At 57.2% G+C, this 19,410-nt stretch carries 18 protein-coding genes and 1 riboswitch; all 18 genes read left to right on the top strand.

The annotated features are described in order from the left end of the window. The first annotated feature begins 37 nt into the window (after window positions 1-37). The 18 genes from IPH10_03960 (at window position 38) to guaB (ending at window position 19,349) form a co-directional block, all read left to right on the top strand. Window positions 38-340, top strand: a complete 303-nt coding sequence (locus tag IPH10_03960) for a KH domain-containing protein (GenBank protein MBK6910076.1) — start codon at window positions 38-40, stop codon at window positions 338-340. 25 nt (window positions 341-365) lie between these two features. Further along, window positions 366-896 (top strand): 16S rRNA processing protein RimM, encoded by a 531-nt coding sequence (gene rimM / locus IPH10_03955; protein ID MBK6910075.1) that lies wholly within the window; start codon window positions 366-368, stop codon window positions 894-896. Further along, window positions 886-1,578 (top strand): tRNA (guanosine(37)-N1)-methyltransferase TrmD, encoded by a 693-nt coding sequence (gene trmD / locus IPH10_03950; GenBank protein ID MBK6910074.1) that lies wholly within the window; start codon window positions 886-888, stop codon window positions 1,576-1,578. The genes rimM and trmD overlap by 11 nt, the downstream gene beginning before the upstream one ends. Before the next feature lie 21 nt (window positions 1,579-1,599). Further along, window positions 1,600-1,965, top strand: a complete 366-nt coding sequence (gene rplS / locus IPH10_03945; GenBank protein MBK6910073.1) for a 50S ribosomal protein L19 — start codon at window positions 1,600-1,602, stop codon at window positions 1,963-1,965. Window positions 1,966-1,976: 11 nt separating this feature from the next. Next, a riboswitch (cobalamin riboswitch) is annotated at window positions 1,977-2,111 on the top strand. 51 nt (window positions 2,112-2,162) lie between these two features. Further along, window positions 2,163-2,720, top strand: coding sequence for a hypothetical protein (locus tag IPH10_03940; protein ID MBK6910072.1), 558 nt, complete (start codon window positions 2,163-2,165; stop codon window positions 2,718-2,720). After that, complete coding sequence (locus IPH10_03935) at window positions 2,720-4,522, top strand: hypothetical protein (GenBank protein ID MBK6910071.1); 1,803 nt, start codon at window positions 2,720-2,722, stop codon at window positions 4,520-4,522. Before IPH10_03940 ends, IPH10_03935 begins: the two co-directional genes overlap by 1 nt. After that, window positions 4,504-6,444 (top strand): TonB-dependent receptor, encoded by a 1,941-nt coding sequence (locus IPH10_03930; protein MBK6910070.1) that lies wholly within the window; start codon window positions 4,504-4,506, stop codon window positions 6,442-6,444. Before IPH10_03935 ends, IPH10_03930 begins: the two co-directional genes overlap by 19 nt. A gap of 3 nt (window positions 6,445-6,447) precedes the next feature. Beyond that, window positions 6,448-7,719, top strand: a complete 1,272-nt coding sequence (locus IPH10_03925; GenBank protein MBK6910069.1) for a hypothetical protein — start codon at window positions 6,448-6,450, stop codon at window positions 7,717-7,719. 112 nt (window positions 7,720-7,831) lie between these two features. Beyond that, window positions 7,832-8,833 carry a tryptophan--tRNA ligase gene (trpS, locus tag IPH10_03920; GenBank protein MBK6910068.1) on the top strand — a complete coding sequence of 334 codons (1,002 nt, stop codon included), beginning with the start codon at window positions 7,832-7,834 and terminating at the stop codon, window positions 8,831-8,833. Next, window positions 8,830-9,570, top strand: a complete 741-nt coding sequence (locus tag IPH10_03915) for a segregation/condensation protein A (protein MBK6910067.1) — start codon at window positions 8,830-8,832, stop codon at window positions 9,568-9,570. Before trpS ends, IPH10_03915 begins: the two co-directional genes overlap by 4 nt. Before the next feature lie 2 nt (window positions 9,571-9,572). Continuing rightward, the gene (gene scpB / locus IPH10_03910; GenBank protein ID MBK6910066.1) at window positions 9,573-10,379 is read left to right on the top strand and encodes an SMC-Scp complex subunit ScpB; all 807 of its coding nucleotides are present in this window, start codon (window positions 9,573-9,575) and stop codon (window positions 10,377-10,379) included. Next, window positions 10,366-12,063, top strand: a complete 1,698-nt coding sequence (locus tag IPH10_03905) for a short-chain dehydrogenase (protein ID MBK6910065.1) — start codon at window positions 10,366-10,368, stop codon at window positions 12,061-12,063. The genes scpB and IPH10_03905 overlap by 14 nt, the downstream gene beginning before the upstream one ends. Further along, window positions 12,060-12,755 (top strand): (d)CMP kinase, encoded by a 696-nt coding sequence (locus tag IPH10_03900; protein MBK6910064.1) that lies wholly within the window; start codon window positions 12,060-12,062, stop codon window positions 12,753-12,755. The genes IPH10_03905 and IPH10_03900 overlap by 4 nt, the downstream gene beginning before the upstream one ends. A 3-nt stretch (window positions 12,756-12,758) precedes the next feature. Then, window positions 12,759-13,439 (top strand): 1-acyl-sn-glycerol-3-phosphate acyltransferase, encoded by a 681-nt coding sequence (locus IPH10_03895; GenBank protein ID MBK6910063.1) that lies wholly within the window; start codon window positions 12,759-12,761, stop codon window positions 13,437-13,439. 62 nt (window positions 13,440-13,501) lie between these two features. Beyond that, window positions 13,502-15,274, top strand: a complete 1,773-nt coding sequence (gene rpsA, locus IPH10_03890) for a 30S ribosomal protein S1 (protein ID MBK6910062.1) — start codon at window positions 13,502-13,504, stop codon at window positions 15,272-15,274. 5 nt (window positions 15,275-15,279) lie between these two features. Beyond that, complete coding sequence (mtaB, locus tag IPH10_03885) at window positions 15,280-16,581, top strand: tRNA (N(6)-L-threonylcarbamoyladenosine(37)-C(2))-methylthiotransferase MtaB (protein ID MBK6910061.1); 1,302 nt, start codon at window positions 15,280-15,282, stop codon at window positions 16,579-16,581. 35 nt (window positions 16,582-16,616) lie between these two features. Then, complete coding sequence (locus IPH10_03880) at window positions 16,617-17,753, top strand: M20/M25/M40 family metallo-hydrolase (protein MBK6910060.1); 1,137 nt, start codon at window positions 16,617-16,619, stop codon at window positions 17,751-17,753. Window positions 17,754-17,867: 114 nt separating this feature from the next. Beyond that, a complete protein-coding gene (gene guaB, locus IPH10_03875) occupies window positions 17,868-19,349 on the top strand; it encodes an IMP dehydrogenase (protein MBK6910059.1) in 1,482 nt (493 codons plus the stop codon). Window positions 19,350-19,410 lie beyond the last annotated feature (61 nt).

Here is a 19,410-nt window from a genome sequence, read left to right as displayed (position 1 = left end):
GATTTGACATCCCCTCAAATAGACGAGAGAGTAAGCGATGGAAGACTTCATCAGCTTTGTCGTCAAACATCTGGTCGAGCAACCGAATGCCGTGCGGATTGAGACCGTGCAGGAAGAGAACGGACGGGTATTGTACAAGCTCTACGTTGGGCAGGGTGATTTAGGTCAAGTCATCGGTAAAGAAGGCCGGACGGCGCGTTCGTTGAGAACTCTGGTGTTTGCAGCCGCCGCGCGTCGTGGCATTCGGGCCGGATTCGAGATTGTAGATCCCGCGTTGCCGCCGCGTGGCGCTCTTCCACCGCACTCAGAAACTATGGCGAGTGGCGGCGAGCACTCCTGATTCATCGCGCTCGGAAGAGCGTGTTGTGATCGGCCGGGTTGTCGCTTCGCATGGGTTGCAAGGGACGCTAAAAATTGAGCCGCTGACGGAGTTTCCGGAACGATTCGCGGCCGTGCACACATGCGTGCTGGCGCAAGCGAATGGCGAGGAGATTCACGTCAAGCTGAAGCGCCTCAAACCAGCCGGCACAATCATGCTCGTCACGGTAGACGCGATCAAGACCCGCGACGAAGCGGATCGCTGGCGCGGCGCGACGATGGAAGTGCCGATGAGCGACCGTTGGAAGCTGCCTGATGATTGGTTCTACGTCAGCGATCTGGTCGGTTGTACCGCCGTCAACGAAGCGGGTCAAGAGATTGGTGTGGTTGAGCAGGTGATTCGCGCGAGTCAGGACATATTGGTCGTGCGTGTCGGATCCGCCGAGATGCTTGTGCCATTTGTCGGTGAGTGGGTAGGCCGGACCGACATGGCTGCGCGCGTGGTAGAGATCAAGCGGTCCAAGGAATTATTGGGTGCCGAGGAGCTGCCTCCCGAAGTAGGCGAGCGTGATCATTGATATTCTCACTGGATTTCCTGATCTTCTAAGCGGCCCGCTGAATGAGTCCATCATTGCACGCGCTTTGGATGATCGCATCGTTGAGATCTGGGCGCACGATCTGCGGCATTACACAACGGATCGTCACGGCAAGATTGATGACCTTCCGTACGGCGGCGGGGCCGGGATGATTTTGCAGGCGCAACCGGTGTTTGCGTGTGTGGACGCGATTCGCGCGCGGCGCGCATCGGCCAAGCCGCGTTTGATATTTATGTCCCCGCAAGGCCAACCGTTGACTCAGACTCGAGTGGACGAATTGTCCCGGAATGAGTGGCTTGTGGTACTCTGCGGGCACTACAAAGACGTAGATGCGCGTGTGTTCGAACGTGATTCCTGGGAAGCGTTATCGGTTGGTGATTTCGTCGTCAGCGGCGGAGAACTGCCTGCAGCGCTTTTGATAGACGCCGTGGTCCGGCGTTTACCGGGTGTGCTGGGCAACGAAGAGTCTGCCGACAGCGACAGCTTCGCTATGGGTGATTTAGATTGCCCGTACTACACCAAGCCTGAAGAGATTGCGGGACTGCGTGTGCCGGAAGTACTACTTTCGGGCCACCATGCGAAGATTGCGGAGTGGCGGACGGCGCAGCGCGCGGAGCGTACGCGGACGTTGCGGCCCGATCTACTGACCAAAGATAACAAGTAAACTTACGAGATAGAGGCTAAGATGAATCGCATCGCGAATTGGACGATGGACGACCTTCGTCAGGACGTTCCGAGTTTCGCGCCCGGCGACACGCTGAATGTCAGCGTGCGCGTGATCGAAGGCGATAAGGAGCGTATTCAGGCGTTTCAAGGCGTCTGCATAGCGCGTCACGGCGGCGGCTTGGACGAGACGTTTACGGTTCGTAAGATGTCCATGGGTATTGGCGTCGAGCGCGTTTTTCCATTGCATTCGCCGCGCATCGCCAAGATCGAAGTGACGCGCCGCGGCCGCGTTCGTCGCGCACGCTTGAATTATCTGCGTGGTTTGACCGGCAAAAAGTCGCGTATTCGGGAGAAGGCGCGCGACACGAACAAGGCTTCGGCCTAAGTTCGGCGCAAACGCGCCAAAGGGCTACGGGTGTCCGCCGCAGGGCGGAAGAATAGGGAAGACGGTGCGAATCCGTCGCTGTCCCGCAACTGTGATTGAGCGTCGTGCTCATAGCCAGGAGACCTGCCAGTAGCTTTCACCAACCTTCGGAGACAAGGACACTGGTGGAGGCTCTCCGCGCGAGCGGAGAGGACACGATGGGAAAAACCGGCGGCGTTGTTGGCCCGCCACTACTAATGACTCGCGCCGCGGCCTTTGTGGCGGTCGGAGTTGCGCTTGGTTTTCTGTTAGCCCCTGTTCCCAATGTGGAGCTGGTTACCGCGACATGTTTTTGCGCGGGGTACCTGCTCGGCGCCGGACCAGGGGTTTTATGTTCAATGCTGATGGAGGCCCTCTTTGCGGGTTTTCATCCGATGGGATCAAGCGCAGGTCTTACGCTCGTTGCACAGTGCTTGGGCATGGGCGGCGCAGGTCTCCTTGGCGCTCTGTGCGCGCCGTTGACACGCTCGTCTTCACGCACGCTGCGAGTAGTACTGGTTACGCTGTTCGGTATCGGTGCGACTATTTGGTTTGATTTACTGACGAACCTGGCTTTCCCTGTGGCAGCCGGGTTTTCTTTTGAGCAGACCATGGCCTCCATGGTCTTAGCCGTACCGTTCGCGGCGATCCACCTTGGCTCGAACGCCTTGGTGTTCTGTTTGATCGTCGCGCCCGTGCTGCCCAAACTGGTTCCAATTATTGAGCATCCGATCTAATGCGTAGTTTCATTGTAGTCACTTGCCTATTTCTTTCACTTAGTTCGCTCCACGCGCAGGCCCTCACACGCGAATGGATTGGCGCGACGACCTACGAGGACATGAGCGATCTGTTGCGGCGGTTTCCCGGCATGTATGCGTATGATTATGGCGTCGCGGGCGCTCCGCTGATATTCAGGCCGTGGGGTTTTGCGCCATGGTACATTGGTGTGGAGCGCGATGGAATCCCCTGGTCGCGCGTCAGCGACGGTCTGTATGAATCCAACCTTGATTTGCCCGAGGAAGTGGATTCGTTGTCGCAGCGTTTCGACGGATCCCACCCACTCGCCACCATAGGTTTCACCACTCGCAAGTTACCGACAGACACCGCGACGACTGAAGTCGCCTTGCGTGAAGGCTACTACGGCTTCGGTCGCATTGACTTTGCGCATGGACAGCGCTTAAGCAAACGACTTGAAGGGTGGGGGCGGGGACGCTTATGGTGGTACGATGGTCTGCGCCAAATTCTATCCAGCACCGGTCCCGCGTCCCTAAGCGACGCGCGTTTCTATAACCTCAGTGGCATGCTGCGTTATGCAGTCAGCACCGAATGGAGCACCACGATAGAGTATGGCGGGGCTAACGTTGAAGCGCGGTCACCGCTGCGGATTAGCGGGAACAACGACCGGCCGCAGAACTATAGTGAGCGGGAATACGGCACGTTGCGCGCCCAACGTATCGCGCCGCGGCTTGACTTGGAATTCGCCGTTCACGCCCGCCAGGATCGAGAGAAGCGCGGACCGTATTTCCGGCTGCGCGAGCAGTTTTGGTACGGATATGCGCAGGGAATCGTGAAGACCTCGTCTGCGCATTTGCGCGCGCGCGCGGCCATCGAGCGCGCAGACTATTCCTATACCGGTGGCGGCGGAGAAGATTCGTTTGCGAATCTACACATCAGCGGCGCGCAGCACTCGCGAATTGGTGACGTCAGCGCCCGGGCACTGCTGCGACAACGGCTCGCCGGAGAATCGCCATTGGCCGAGGACTTACCGACGAAGTCCCTCACGGCGGAATACGTGACACCGCAGTGGTTGAGTTTGCAGGCGATTGCCGGAGGCACGGTTGGCTATAATGACATTCCGCAGTTCTGGCGGGCGGCACGCTTTGACAGCACGAACCGACCGTGGCTGGTAGACGATGCCTTTGCGGAGGGCAGCTATTATCGCGGACCGCGATCGGAGTTCGAATCAATAGACGAGTTTTCGTCATACATGGGAATGTGGCACGCCGGATTGCGCAGCGAACGCGGCACGTCCCGCGCAACACTGTCTTGGAACGCGGTCTATGGCGACGAGCCAAGGTTCTATGCCGACAATGATACCGTCTACCTGAGTCGCGACTATGCCACGGATGTAGTCGAGCAACGCGGCCCATCGCTCCAGTGTGATGCGGCGATCCTCTCGTTCCTACGTCTGCAATCCTACTCACATATCGCGCTTGACGCCGACGAAATAGGCCGCGCCGTGGACACCCGCAGCTATTCACGGCTTATGTTCTCGCGCGACTTCTTTCAGGCCCCCTTGCGCGTCCGATCGTATCTTGCCTACGAACATATCGGCCCGCGAAGAGCGCGATCCGAGATTCGCGCCGAGGTGCTGGGCCCGGCGCACCTTATGCATTTTCGGCTTGAAGCGGCAATTCATGGCGTTGCGTTGATCTGGGGCATGGAGAATATCACCGGCCAGCACTACGAATATCTGCCTGGGTACATGTTGATTCGCAAAGAAGAGTATTTCGGGCTGAAGTGGACGCTGAAATTGTGATACGGCGGCTGAACGCAGGCATTCTGTGTCTGTTTATTGCAACGGCTTGCATCGCCGCTGACCTGACAGCGCCGTGCGTGACGTTGCCGGAGGTGCTGATCACCGGGACGAAAATCGGAGCGGCGCGCAGTTTTACCGGCGAAGAGATTCGCGCGAGCGGCGCGCGCACGGTGGCGGAATTTCTGGAACAGGTGACGGGCATCGCACTGCGTTTGGACGGCGCTTCGGGCGGCAAAGCGTTTGCGCGCATCGGCGGATCCAATGCGAACCAAGTCTTGGTATTGATTGATGGCGTGCGGCTGTCAGACGTAGGCAGCGGTGAAACTGACCTCTCGAAGCTGTCTGCTGAGTGGATTGAGAGTATCGAGGTCACACAGGGTGGGGGAAGCGTCGGCGGCGAAGCGATTGGCGGCGTCATCGCAGTAAAGACGAATCAGACTGCGCACAATGAGCTTCGTGTTTATGCTCACGGCAGCAGTTCATTGACAACGGTCGGCGCCCGACAGGAATTTGCTCGGGACGAACTTACTGCCGCGATCAGTGTCACGCGGGAACAGGGCCGCGGTGACTACGCATTTCGCGTGATCGAAGCTGATGGCAACGGACCGTTTACATTGCAGCTCGGCCAAACACTCCGCCGGGAGAACAATGAATTACTCCGCGATCATGCCATGGGCAAGGTCACGCGGAAGTTGGGTCGCCATGAGCTTGGCGGCATGATGCTGATCGAGCGTGCGGTCTTCGGTTTGCCGGGCTATCTTGCGCCCCGCCCGACTCCGCTTGCCGAGCAGAACGAGCTGTTCAATCTGGCACAGGTGAGCTGGCAGACCGCGCCGGCCGTGGGAATGATTGCAGTGGCGCTGGCTTCGCAGCATCAGACTCGTGATTTTTTTGATCCCGATTTGTACAGCTATTTGCACGAATCCCACGAGTATTCCACTCGTCAGACGGCAATTGGCTCATGGAGCAAGCAGACTCTTGTGGGTTCACTTTCCGCTTCGGCGCGACTTGAGCGCGAGCGCTTGGCGAGCGGTGTGTTGGAGAATTCTGAGGCCGTGCGCAATCGCTGGCAATCCGCGGTACAATGGAGTCGCAGTATCGCTCTGGATCGCTTGGAACGACATGAAATTAATGTCTCCGCCGTGGGGCAGATTGAGCGCTTCGGCGACGCAAAAATGCAGTGGTTACCTTCGGCAGAAGCGAGCTACACTTGGGAAGCAACGTTGCCAGTCGTGATCGGTGTTCGCGGTTCACAGGCGTACTTGGCCCCGAGCTTCTATTCGCTTTTTTGGAACGACGAACTGCTCGCGCAGGGCAATCCGGATTTGCGTCCGGAAACTTCGACAGTCTGGACGGGATATGCACGCGCCAGGACGAGAAATGCTCATTCCACAAACGTTGATATAAACGGCACGTTGAACCGGGTGACGGACTTGATCTTCTGGCGGCAGGCCTTTGACGGTCGCTGGACGCCGCAGAACTTGCGGTCGGCGACGCTCAATCAACTGACTTTGAGCGTGAAGCAGGTGATGCTTCCCAAACACGCAGACGTAGGAGTGTCGTTCGAGTGGTTAGAGGCGCGCGATCGCAGCGGCGAACGCACGACGAATGATAAGTACCTCATCTATCGTCCGGCTCGGACAGCTCGCGCCGACATACGGATTCGCGGCCACTCGACGCAAGGCGGCGTGACTTTCCGGTGGGTGGATAAGCAGGCGGTTTTGGAGACGAACTCAAAATGGTTGCCCCGGTACTCAATACTGGATGCGGAGTTGTCGCACACTTTCCGGCTCGGTGCCGCCCGGTTTTCGGCCAGTCTTGCTTGCGAGAATGTTCTTAACACGGACTATCGAGTGGTGCGGCATGCGCCGATGCCGCTTCGTCAATGGTGGCTAACTCTGTCTATTGCAATGGGGAAGTAGCAGATGGTATTAATTTGGATCGGATTGATGCTGCTGACAAGCTCGGCGCAGGCGGTGATGTACTATGTCGTGAACGGCTTGGACGAGAGTCTTGGCTGGGTCAACACCGCGAACATGCAAAGTGACGATCGCGCTGTTACACTTGGGAACATTCCGAGTGATATTGCCGTGTATTTGGACCGCATTTACGTCGTGAATTCAGGCTACAACACCTTGCAGGTCATTGACCGCGAGCAACTTCAGACTCTGGACGAGATTGAGCTGACCGGAGCCGTCAATCCGTATGGCTGTGCAGTTTTCAATGATCACTTCGTTGCGGTGACCGGATTGCTTAGCGGGACCGTGACTATTGTTGACGCGATGGTCGGCAACGTGGATACGACATTCGTCACCGGCGTCGCTCCCCAAGCGGTGGGCGCGCGCGATGAAATGCTCTACGTTCTGAATACCGGCGTCGCCTTTCCGCAGTTCGGGAACGGCGTCTTGAAGCGCTATGACACCCAAGACTACTCCTTGGTTGATTCACTCGTCGTCGGAGTCAATGCCCAGGCGATGGAGTTCATCGAAGGGGAGTTGCATGTCTTGTGCACAGGGAACTACGACGACATCGCCGGATCGGTGCATGTGGTCGAATTGGCGACGATGCGGGTGGATACGATTTTGCAACTGGGCGGTTCGCCGGGGGCTCTGTCAGCGTGGGGCTATCAGGTATACGTGGCGGCCGGCGGTTGGGCGGGGGATGGGTTTGTCTATCAGTATCGCAGCGACACGCGCGAAGTACTTCGCGACGTCAACTCGCCGATCCTGTGCGGTGGCGGAGCAAGCGATATTGTCGCATCGCCGGCAGGCGGATTTGCGGTCACGTGTTTTCAGGATAACACCCTCCAAGTCTGTAACGCCAGCGGTGACCAATGCCAAGCGTATGCGATGTCGTCCGGGCCAGGAGCTCTGGGAGCGCTCTTTTGGTTGTCTGATGCAATCGAAGCTCCGCGTGCCGAGCTGCCCCAGTCCCTGCAAATGATCACGGCTTTTCCCAATCCGTTCAATGGCACCGTTACGCTGCAATGGGAGCGACCGCTCCGCGCAGCCGCTGGGTTGAAGTTCTTTGACGTTCTGGGTCGTGAGGCCGGTAGCCTCGACGTCCCCCCCGGCGCTCAAACCGCGACCTGGTCCCCGGGTGAGAGAGGGGGGACGGAGGTCAGCGCTGGAATCTACTTTGGGCGCTGGGAACTGGGCCAGAATTCGCCCATCGTCAAGATCGTATATTTAAAATAAACAGAAATTAAGAATTATTAGTCAGATTGCGGGTCGGTTTGCAAGTCTGTAGGGAAAGTCGTATCTTCAATGATTACCTAAGGAAGACTGGCAGTCCGACCCGTATTATTGCATGGCAAGTCGAAAGAAGCGTATCCTCTCCGGCATGCGGCCCACAGGCCGTCTGCATCTTGGCAATTATGTTGGCGCACTGGAGAATTGGGTGCGGCTGCAGGACAGTTACGAGAATTATCATCTTGTCGCTGACTGGCATACGCTGACCACGGACTATGAGCACACGCGGCAGATCCCGGCGAACATTCATGAGATGGTCATGGACTGGTTGGCGGCGGGCATAGACCCGGAGCGCAGTCCGATTTTCGTCCAATCGCAGGTAAAAGCGCACGCGGAATTGTACCTGCTGCTCAACATGATTATCTCCACAGGCCGCCTCGAACGCAACCCGACGCTTAAGGATCAGGTTCGCGATCTCGAGTTAGAGGATGCGGTCAGCGCCGGGCACTTGACTTATCCCGTGTTGCAGGCAGCCGATATTCTCATGTACAAAGGTGAGGTGGTTCCTGTAGGTGAAGATCAGTTGCCGCATATCGAGGTGACACGTGAACTCGCCCGTCGTTTCAACAATCTGTATTCGCCGGATCAGCCTGTCTTTCCCGAGCCTGAGGGTATGTTGACGCAGTTTCCACGACTGCAGGGACTGGACGGTCGCCGTATGTCGAAGTCGCTGGGTAATACGATTCTGCTGGCTGACTCGCCGGACGATATCCGCAATAAGCTGCGCAAGGCCGTCACCGATCCACAAAAGGTGCGTAAGAACGATCCAGGTCGTCCTGACGTATGTTTGGTATTCGGCTATCACAACAAGTTTAACGACGCTGAGACAGGTGAGATTCGTTCGGGCTGTGAGAGCGGTGCGCTGGGCTGCGTGGATTGCAAGAAGCGCTGTGCCGAGCGGATCGTAGAGCATTTGGCACCGATCCATGAACGCCGTGTCGCGTTGGAAGCGAATCCCGCACGGGTCGCCGAGGTACTTGATCACGGCCGCATCCGTGCCAATATACTTGCTTCCCAGACGATGGCTGAAGTGCATACGGCCATGGGGTTCGGCGCATGAGCATGTGGCAAGTCAAATTGCCGCGCTTCGAAGGGCCGCTCGATCTGCTGCTCTTTCTAGTCACACGCAAGGAATACGACATTCTCGACTTGCCGATGGCCGAGATTACCGAATCCTATTTGCAGGTGCTTGACGAAATCGGTGTCGACAATCTGGAAGACGCCGGCGAATACCTGCTCATGGCGGCGACCCTGCTCTCTATCAAGGTCAAGATGCTCCTGCCGCACACGGCCGCGCATGAAGAGTTGGACATGGAGGATCCGCGTCGTGAGCTCGTGAATCGTCTGCAGATTTATGCGCGCATCAAGGACGCCTCGGAGGATTTGGCGGAGCTTGAGATCAACATGTATGACCGTCGTCCACTGGCCCGGGAAGCGGTGCCGCAGGACTCGCGACCTGAGGGGCTCGAATTGATGATCCCGGTGTCCGTGTATGACCTCGCGCGAGCGATGGAAGAGATCCTGTCACGTAGGGATGTCCAGGTCTTCCATGAAGTGCGGCTGCTCAAGGTAACCGTCGAGGAGCGCGTGGCATGGGTCCTGAATTCGCTGCGCGAGTTTGATCGGTTTGGTCTCCTTGAACAGCTCCGCAAGACGCCGGAGCGCATGTTGTGGGTAGCGACGTTTCTGGCCCTGCTGGAGCTTGCTCGCCAGGGACGGCTGCGCCTCGATCAGAATCAACCATTTGAAGAAATCTACGTTGGCCGTCCGGAATCGGTTGACGTTCAAGCTGCATAGCAATGCCCTATTTGGAAGAAGAGCAGTACAGCCCGGAGGAAGAGCTCGGCGCGAATGAACCTGAGTCCCCGGAGTTTGAAGAAGATGAGTCTTCTGACGACAACGATGCGGACTTACGTCTTCGTCGCCGTATGTTGCAACTCGAAGCGTTGCTTTTGGCCAGTACTGAACCGTTAACGGAGGCCAGTTTCACGACGGCGGTCGGCAAGCGCGCCGGGAGTAAGATTGCTGAACTGGTGGCGGCGCTGAATCTCGAATACGAAGCGCAGCAACGCTCTTTTGAGATATTGCCTGTGGCTGGCGGCTACATGCTGTTCACGCGGCCCGAGCATGGCGACATGATCAGGCGATTTCTTGCGGAAAAAGCGCGGACCCGACTTTCGCGCGCGGCGCTGGAGTCTTTGGCGGTTATTGCCTTTCGAGGTCCTGTTACGCGGGTGGACATTGACGAGATTCGCGGTGTGGATTCGGGTGGCGTGCTGCGCAACTTGCTTGACCGCCGGTTGATTCGCGTGAAGGGCCGCGCCGAGTTGGTGGGGCGTCCGTTGCTCTACGAAATTACGGATGAGTTTCTTAAGTACTTCGGGGTAACGAGCGTAGCGGATCTGCCGCGTCATGCTGAACTAACGCGTGAACTTGGTGAATTGCGATCCGCGGCACCGGAGCAAGAATCGCTGGAATTGCCCGAGGCCGAATCCGTTGATTCAGATGATTCTCCCGTGGAGACCAAGCCGGGCAACGGTCATCATGCGCTGACTGCGCAAGACCTGTCAAATCGTAACGCTTCATCTGAAGATGAACATTCGTAACAGTAGAATCCTCGTATTAGGGGGTTGGGGTCTGGTCGGCGGCGCGGTGTGCAGGCGGCTGTTGGAGGGTGCTCCGTCGTACTTGGCCGTGTTGTCGTTGCGCGAGCGCGAAGCTCGTGAAGCAGTGGACGAGTTGACGCCGTTTCAGGGCGGTTGTCAAGTCGTTCCGGACTGGGGGGACATCTTCCTGACAACGCCGCTCAAAGACCGCCAACGCGCTGAAATTCTGAATGACGCGAATTTACGCCGGCAGTTTATTGACAGTGTCTTCGAGAAGCCCAATGAAGCGCGTCTGAAGTCGTTCTTCCTCTATCAGCTTATCGAAAAGCACCGACCTGATATTATCATTGATAGCGTGAATTCGGCGACGGGCTTAGCTTATCAGGATACCTACACAGCTTACTATGACGTTCGCGAGGCGCTGGACGGTGCGGTGGGCGCTTCGGTTGAGGATGCGCGCGACCGAATTGAGAAGCTCGTCAGTACCATCAGCATCCCGCAGTTGATTCGCCATTTGCAGGTGCTGAATGAGGCCTGTCGTCAAAATGGCGTGCGCATGTTCCTCAAGATCGGCACGACTGGCACGGGCGGCATGGGGCTGAATATTCCGTATACGCACTCGGAAGACAAACCGTCCGGTCAATTGCTTAGCAAGTCCTCGCTGGCCGGTGCGCACAGTATGCTGCTCTTTTTGATGGGCCGCACGCCTGGTTCGCCATATGTCAAGGAAATAAAACCGGCGGCGGTGATCGCATGGAAAAAGATTGCCTACGGTGAGATTCATCGCGGCGGCAGACCCATACCGCTGTTTGATTGCGATCCTTCGGCACCGATTTCAATTGGTGCTACGTTCAAACGGGTGGACGATTCCGCAGGCGCGAAGCAGAGCGGCAACCTGAAATCCGTGTTCATAGACACCGGCGAGAACGGCATTTTTTCCACCGAGGAATTCTTCACGATTACTGCGGCTGACCAGATGGAGTTTGTCACGCCTGAAGAAATCGCGCACTCGGTTGTCACGGAAATTGAAGGCGGCAACAGCGGCTTTGACGTAGTCGGGGCCCTGGATGCAGTTGTGATGGGCCCAACCTATCGGGCCGGAGTATTGCGCAAAGCGGCGCTGGATGAAATGGTACGCTTGGAGCGGGAATCCGGAAGCCGAAGTATCGCGTTCGAGATGCTCGGTCCGCCGAACCTTTCTAAATTGCTCTATGAAGCCTACCTGATCTGGCTCGCCTTTCCACAGGTGCACGACTTCTGCAAACGGACGCCGGCGGAGTGCAGCGCCGCACTGTTGAAAGTGATCGAGACAAATGCGGCGTTGCGCCAGACAATTCTCTCGATTGGCGTGCCGATCTTGATGCCGGACGGCGTGAATTACTTGCGCGGCCCTGAAGTGAAGATTCCGCCTTATGCCGGCTCTAACGAGTTCAAAGTGGACAGCGAGAATCTCAACGAGTGGGTACGCAAGGGTTGGGTGGACCTGCGTACTGAGAATATGCAGGTCTGGCAATCGCGCATTGAGCGCCACTTGCGTTTTGAAGAGCATGGCCAGCACACGGATACTTCATCAGGTTACCCGTGGCTGAGCCGTTTCGAGGGCGAAAGCGATACGCACTTTGTGGGCAAGATCGTGACGCGCATCTTCATTGAAGATGAGAATGGCGGTCGGATAAAGGCATGAACGCGCCGAGCAGACCATTGGTCATTGCAATTGACGGACCGGCCAGCAGCGGCAAGTCCACTACGGCGAAGTTGGTCGCCGACAAGCTCGGCCTGATGTACTTGGATACCGGCGCGATGTACCGCGCGATTGCTCTCAAGATCTATCAGAGCGGTATTGAGCTCACCGACAAAGCTGCGTTGACGAAGCTCCTCAACTCGACGACCGTATCGCAAGTGAATCGCGGCGGCGAAGTGCATTTCCTGCTCGATGGGGAAGACGTTTCGGAAGCGATTCGCACGCCAGAAATTTCGTTATGGGTTGGACCCGTGTCTGAACATGCGCTGGTCCGGGAGTACCTTGTTGATTGGCAACGTGAAATCGGCAAGGATGGCGGCATCGTGGCGGATGGCCGGGACATTGGTACTGTGGTGTTTCCCGGCGCGGATCTCAAAGTTTACTTGACGGCTGATTCTCACGTGCGCGCGGTGCGTCGCCATAAGGAACTTGCGGCGCGCGGCATCACACAGTCTGTTGACGATGTTGAAGAAGCGATCATTAAACGTGACCAACGGGATTCTACACGCGAGCATAGTCCCCTGCGCAAGGCGGACGATGCCTTCGCCATTGACACGTCGCGCTGCACGGTAGGGGACCAGGTGGAGACTGTCCTCGCATTGGTGAAGAAGCTCAAAGTGGTTGGAGCAAAGTAGCGCGTGAGTCGTTTTTATGCGACCGTTGGGTGGACGGCGCGGCTGTTGTTCCGGGTGTTGTATGGAGTGCGCGTAACGGGTGCTGACAGAATACCGGACACCGGCGCGTACCTGATCTGTTCAAATCACCGTTCGAATCTTGATCCGCCGTTGGTGGGCGGGTTTCTCAAGCGCCAGATCAGCTACTTCGCCAAAGCGGAGCTGTTTGACAGCAAATTGGGCGGCGCCTTTCTGCGCAGACTGAACGCCTTCCCGGTGAAGCGCGGGCAGATGGACAAAGCGGCGATGAGCACGTGCTTGAAGGTGCTCAGTAACGGCGGTGCGCTCCTCTTTTTCCCAGAGGGAACGCGAGCATCAAGCACAGGTTTCCTATATCCTAAGTTCGGCGTTGGTTGGGTGCTGCGCAAGACGAATGTTCCGGTTATTCCGGTTTATTTACACGGCACGGGCACGGCGGCAGCGTTCAAGGGAAAACGACCGCAGCTTGAGATCGTCATCGGCGAACCAATACCGCCGGACGAAATCATCGGCGACGCCGGGGAAAACCGCGACGGATATCAGTTAATAGCCGACCGGATTCTCGATCGAATCCGCCAATTGTCACTGGAAACGACCGTAGCCAAGGTCAGCCAACTCGCTCCCATCGAAGGACGAGATAGCATTGAAGATGAAAGATTGCGATAATATTATCCAGTCGTTAACCAACCCCGCATCCCCGGCGGGCATACAAATTCGGGAGTGAAAAAATGGAAGAACTAAACCCAATCGTACTCGAAGAAACGAAAGCACCGGCCTGGGTCGAGGAGATCCTGTTCAAGGGTCGCAAGGTCAAGCGCGAGGAGCTGCCTGAAGAGAAGCAGAAGCTCACGCAGGAAGCGCAAGACCTTGTCAACCTGTACAGCAAACTGGTGATGGAGTTTAAGGAAGGCGAGATCATTCAGGGCAAGATCGTCTCGATCAGCGAGAAGGAGATATCTATTGATATCGGCTTCAAGTCTGAAGGCACGGTTGCCCGCGAAGAATTCGCCAATCTGCCCGACGTCAAGATCGGCGATGATGTCGAGGTATTCCTCGACCGCGTTGAAGATCATTCAGGCCAGCTCTCGCTGTCGAAGCGCAAGGCTGACTTCATGAAGACGTGGGAACGGATCCAATCGTATTTCGAAAAGCAGGACGTCGTGTCCGGCAACATTCAGCGCCGCATCAAGGGCGGATTCGTGGTCAACGTGCTTGGCGTCGAAGCGTTCCTTCCGGGATCGCAAATTGACGTCCATCCGGTGCGTGACTTCGATGCGCTGGTTGGCCGCGATATGGAATTCCGCATTGTCAAGCTGAACGACGCGCGCAAGAACATCGTCGTGTCGCGCAAAATCATCATCGAAGAAAGCCTGAAGGGTGTGCGCGAGAAGATTCTCGCCGACTTGCAGGTGGGCGACATTATGGAAGGCACGGCCAAGAACATCACTGATTTCGGCGTGTTTGTGGACTTGGGCGGTGTGGATGGCTTGCTGCATATCACGGACCTGTCGTGGGGCCGCGTTGGTCACCCGTCAGAAGTTGTGCAGCTTGATCAGAAGCTCACCGTCAAGGTGCTCGACTATGATCGCGAGCGTCAGCGTATTTCGGTAGGTTTGAAGCAGCTTCAGCCGCACCCGTGGGACGGGGTGGATGATCGCTATCCGGTGGGCGCTAAGGTCAAGGGCAAGGTCGTGTCAATCGCGCGTTACGGTGCGTTTGTCGAACTTGAAAAGGGCCTTGAAGGTCTGGTGCATATCTCTGAAATGAGCTGGACGCAGCATGTTAAGCATCCGTCGGCCATGCTTTCAGTAGGTGATGAAGTTGAAGTGGTCATCCTGAACATTGACAAGGAAGGTCGCAAGATTTCTCTTGGCATGAAGCAGGTCGAGGCCGATCCTTGGGAGAATCTGGAGCAAAAATATGCACCGGGTTCACGTCACAAAGGCAAAGTGCGTGACCTCGTTCCGTTCGGCGCGTTTGTTGAGCTCGAAGACGGCATTGACGGGCTTGTGCATATTTCGGATCTCTCGTGGACCAAGCGTGTCCGCCATCCCGGGGAAATCCTGCAGAAGGGCGAAGACGTGGAAGTGGTTGTGCTCGGCTTTGACCGTAACGAGCGCCGCATTGCGTTGGGCTTGAAACAGGCTCAGTCGAATCCGTGGGACGAATTTGAATCAATGTACGCCGTGGGCTCGCAGACGGCCGGTAAGGTTGTGCGCGTCATGGATAAGGGCGTGATTGTTGAGTTGCCTCGTGAAGTCGAAGGTTTTGTTCCTGCCAGCCAACTCAAGCGTTTGACCAAAGGCGCGAAGCAATCGGTTAGCGTCGGCGACGAAATCACGCTCGAAGTGATCGAATTCGACCGAGAGAACAAGAAGATCATTCTGGCCGCGCAGGCCCCGGAAGGTCAGGACGAAGAGATTGACGCGGCAACGCGTGAACAATACATCGTAGGCGAAACGGGCGACGACACGGCAACCGATACGCCGGAGAACGCCTAAACGCCATGGACACTCCGACTCGCCGGCGCGTGCATGTCACGACGCTGGGCTGCCGACTCAATCAGTATGACAGTGAGATGCTGTTGACGCAGCTGCGGTCGGAGGGGTACGTTGAAACGCCAAGTGCACGTGAGGCTGATCTCGTGGTCGTCAACACATGCGCAGTGACAGAGACAGCGGAACGGAAGGGCCGCGCGGCAATCCGCGCGGCCCTTCGTCAAAATCCGCAAACTGAAGTCGTGGCAACCGGCTGTCATGCCGAGCGCGCGCCGGAGGCATTGCTGAAATCCGGTGCGTCGCGCATTCTGGGTAACCGCGAAAAGGAACAATTCTTAGAATTCCTGAATCTGGACGAGAGCATTCAGATTGGCGGAATACACACCGCGACGGGTTGGACCGATGGCACTCGGATCGCCGGACTTGGCGGTCGCGTGCGCACCTTCTTAAAGGTGCAGGACGGCTGCTCGCAGCACTGCACCTACTGTATCGTCCCGCAACTGCGTGGAGCGGGACGGAGTCTGCCGATTTTTGATGCGCTTGAACGCGCGCGAGTGTTGATTGATTGCGGCGTGCAGGAAATCGTCGTGACAGGCGTGGCATTGGGTACGTATGGCTTCGATTGGAACGAACGAGATGCCCTTCCGCAATTGCTCGAAGCATTAGCGGAACTTCCCGGGCTGCGGCGCTTGCGGCTGTCGAGCGTGGAACCGTGGGCCGTCAGTGAGCGTTTCTTGAAGACCATGGCGGCCCATGAGAATATCTGTCCGCATTTGCATCTCCCGTTTCAGTCAGGCAGCGATGCCGTGCTGCGCCGCATGAACCGTCGCTATACGGTGCGGCAATTGCGGCAGATAGTGGAAACGGCTCGCGGGCTGCGGGATGACTGGGGAATCGGCGCGGACGTCATCACGGGCTTTCCCGGTGAGACGCCTGAGAATTTTGCGCAGACACGCAATCTGCTGACCGAGTTAGAGATTTCCTATTTACATGTGTTCCCGTTCAGCGCTCGACCGGGCACGGCCGCGACCCGGTTGCCCGACGGCGTTACCCAGACTGAATCCGCACGCCGAGCGGACAAATTGCGCGAGCTTTCACGCGCGCTGCGCGGGCGGTTTCATGACCGTCAAGTCGGTCGCGAGGGTGAAGTCATCGCGGAGCGGCGCGGCGCTGGGAAGTACCTTTACGGACATGCGCGCAATTATGCCGATGTCGCCATACCCCGTGATCGGGTGGAGGCGGGCCAGGTCATTCACTTTCGAGTCGAGCGCGCCGACGCGGATTTCTTGTACGCACAACCAATAGTCTAAAGACCATGAGCCTTCCTAAAGTAAATCGCGATCGCATGGTCAATCTGTTCTGCCAATTGGTGCAGATTGACAGTCCGTCGAAGCAAGAAGCCAATGTGGCCGACTTCATCGAAAAACTGCTTGCGCCGCTGGGTGTAAAGATGTGGCGCGACGACGCCGGAGCCAAAATCGGCGGCAATTGCGGCAACTTGCATGTGCGCATGCCGGCGCGAGGTTCGAACGCGCCTGCGGTTTTGTTCTCGTCGCACATGGATACCGTGATGCCAGGACTTGGCATCAAGCCGCGGATTGACGGGGACATCATCCGCTCCGACGGTACAACGGTCCTCGGCGCCGATGACAAGGCGGGCGTTACAGCGATTCTCGAACTCTTGCAGTGCCTTCACGAAAGCGACATGCCGCATGGGCCTGTCGAAGTGATTTTTGACGTTGCCGAAGAGATTGGCCTGATGGGATGCTTCCAAGTTGATCTGTCGCAAGTCAAAGCCAAGTATGCGATCGTTCTGGACGGTGAAGAGATGGATCAGATCATCTACAAGGCGCCGAGCGCGAATCGTATGTTCTACGAGATCGAAGGCGTCGCGGCGCATGCCGGCATGTGCCCTGAACGTGGTATTTCCGCGATTGAAGTATTTGCCGAAGCTGTTTCCAATATGCCGCTGGGCCGCATTGACCCCGAAACGACTGCCAATGTCGGCACGATTGAAGCGGGCCGCGCCACGAACATTGTTTGTGAAAAACTGACTTCGCGGGCAGAGGCGCGCAGCCATTCGACCGATAAGCTGGAATCGCAGACGCGGGCGATGAGCAAGGCGCTGCATGATGCAGTCGCGAAGTTCGAACGTGTCATCGACGGCAAACCGCGTCGGGCGGTGCTAACCGAGACGATCAAGCGTGAATTCACGGCAATGGACATTTCGTTGGATTCGCTGCCCTATCGCGTCGTTCACGAAGCCGGTCAGCTCGTTGGTTTGGCGATGAAACCCGCGGCGATCGGCGGTGGCACAAATGCGAATGTTTATAATGAAAAAGGCCTGCCGGCCGTTGTGATCGGGTGCGGTATGTGCCAGGAGCACACGACCAGCGAACATTTGAAGATTGACGACCTGACGAAGGCCGCCGAGCTGTGTTTGGCTATCCTCAAGAAGAACCATGAGGCGGCGCTTGCCTAAGGCATCTGCCAAATCCTCGTTGGCAATAAGAACCGGCTGCGGTTCCGCGGTCCTCTGCCCCTGTGCGGGCAGAGGACTCTTTTTTCAGTACTTGTTTGACAAGGGACACGATAGATGAAGACGCAATTCCCGCGCATCGTCGGTATCGGACTCACGTATGATGACGTGCTCTTGATACCGGCGGCCTCTGAAGTCCTGCCTTCCGAAGTAGATACTTCGAGTCGGTTGACCAGCGGCATCACATTGAACATTCCGCTGATCTCAGCGGCGATGGACACGGTTTCGGAGTCCGATCTGTGCATCGCATTAGCCCGGCAGGGCGGCATTGGCGTCGTCCACAAGAACATGACGCCGGACGAGCAGGCGTCCGAAGTGGACCGCGTTAAGCGTAGTGAGTCGGCGATTATTTTTGAACCCTATACATTGCCGCCCTACGCGAAGCTGGCCGACGCGCTGCAGCTCAAGCGTGCCAAAGGAGTTAGTGGCATCCCGATTGTTGACGAGCATGGCACGCTCGAGGGAATCATCACGGACCGTGATATGCGTTTCGAGAGTGATCCGGAAACCCCGGTTACCAAATTAATGACTCCCCGGGATCGCTTGGTCACTGCTCCAGTCAATACGGATCTTGGCACGGCCGAGCAAATTCTACAGCAACATCGCATCGAGAAATTGCTGTTGGTCAGCGATGATGGCAAGCTGCTTGGTCTGGTCACAGTCAAGGACATCCAGAAACGCACGCAATTTCCGAATGCCTGCAAAGATGCTGAAGGTCGTTTGCGCGTGGCGGCAGCGATTGGCATTGGCGGCGATGCCGAAGTCCGCGCGGCGCAATTGGTCAAGGCCGATGTGGATGCCCTGGTGATTGACTCAGCTCACGGACATTCACGTAATGTGATCAAGACTGTCGAGAAGCTGCGCGGCATGTATCCGCACATGGAAATAATCGCAGGCAACGTGGTGACGGCGGACGGCGCGGTCGCGCTGGCTAAGGCCGGGGCCACGGGAGTGAAGGTCGGCGTAGGGCCCGGTTCGATCTGCACCACTCGAGTCGTTGCGGGCGTCGGCGTCCCGCAGATCACCGCCGTGATGTGGGTGGCCGAGGCACTTGGCCCATTGAATGTGCCGGTGATTGCGGACGGAGGCATCCGGTACTCAGGCGACATTGCAAAGGCCATCGCCGCCGGTGCTTCATCGGCAATGATTGGTAGCCTCTTCGCGGGCACGGAGGAGGCGCCGGGGGACACAGTTCTTGTGGATGGCCGCAGCTACAAGCTATTCCGCGGAATGGGTTCTATCGGGGCCATGAAAAAAGGATCGGCGGACCGGTATTTCCAGTCCGCCGAAGAGGCAAGCGGTAAGTATGTTCCTGAAGGTATCGAGGGTAAAGTGCCATACAAAGGCAAATTAGCCGACACGGTGTTTCAGCTTATTGGCGGTCTTCGAGCCTCGATGGGCTATTGCGGAGCCAGCACAATCGCCGAAATGCAGAGCAAGACAAGATTCATCGAAGCGACGGCGGCCGGTTACACCGAAAGCCACCCGCACGATGTTTCCATCGTCCAAGAAGCGCCGAACTACTCGCGACCCAAGTAGCAGAATCGGAGACAAAAAAGAGCCGGTGAATATGCTGAGGCCGGAGGGGGACGTTGGCCTC

Source organism: bacterium, from assembly GCA_016702305.1.
Lineage (GTDB): Bacteria > Electryoneota > RPQS01 > RPQS01 > RPQS01 > JABWCQ01.
Note: the sequence above shows the minus strand (reverse complement) of the source record. Positions and strands in the feature narration are given on the sequence as shown.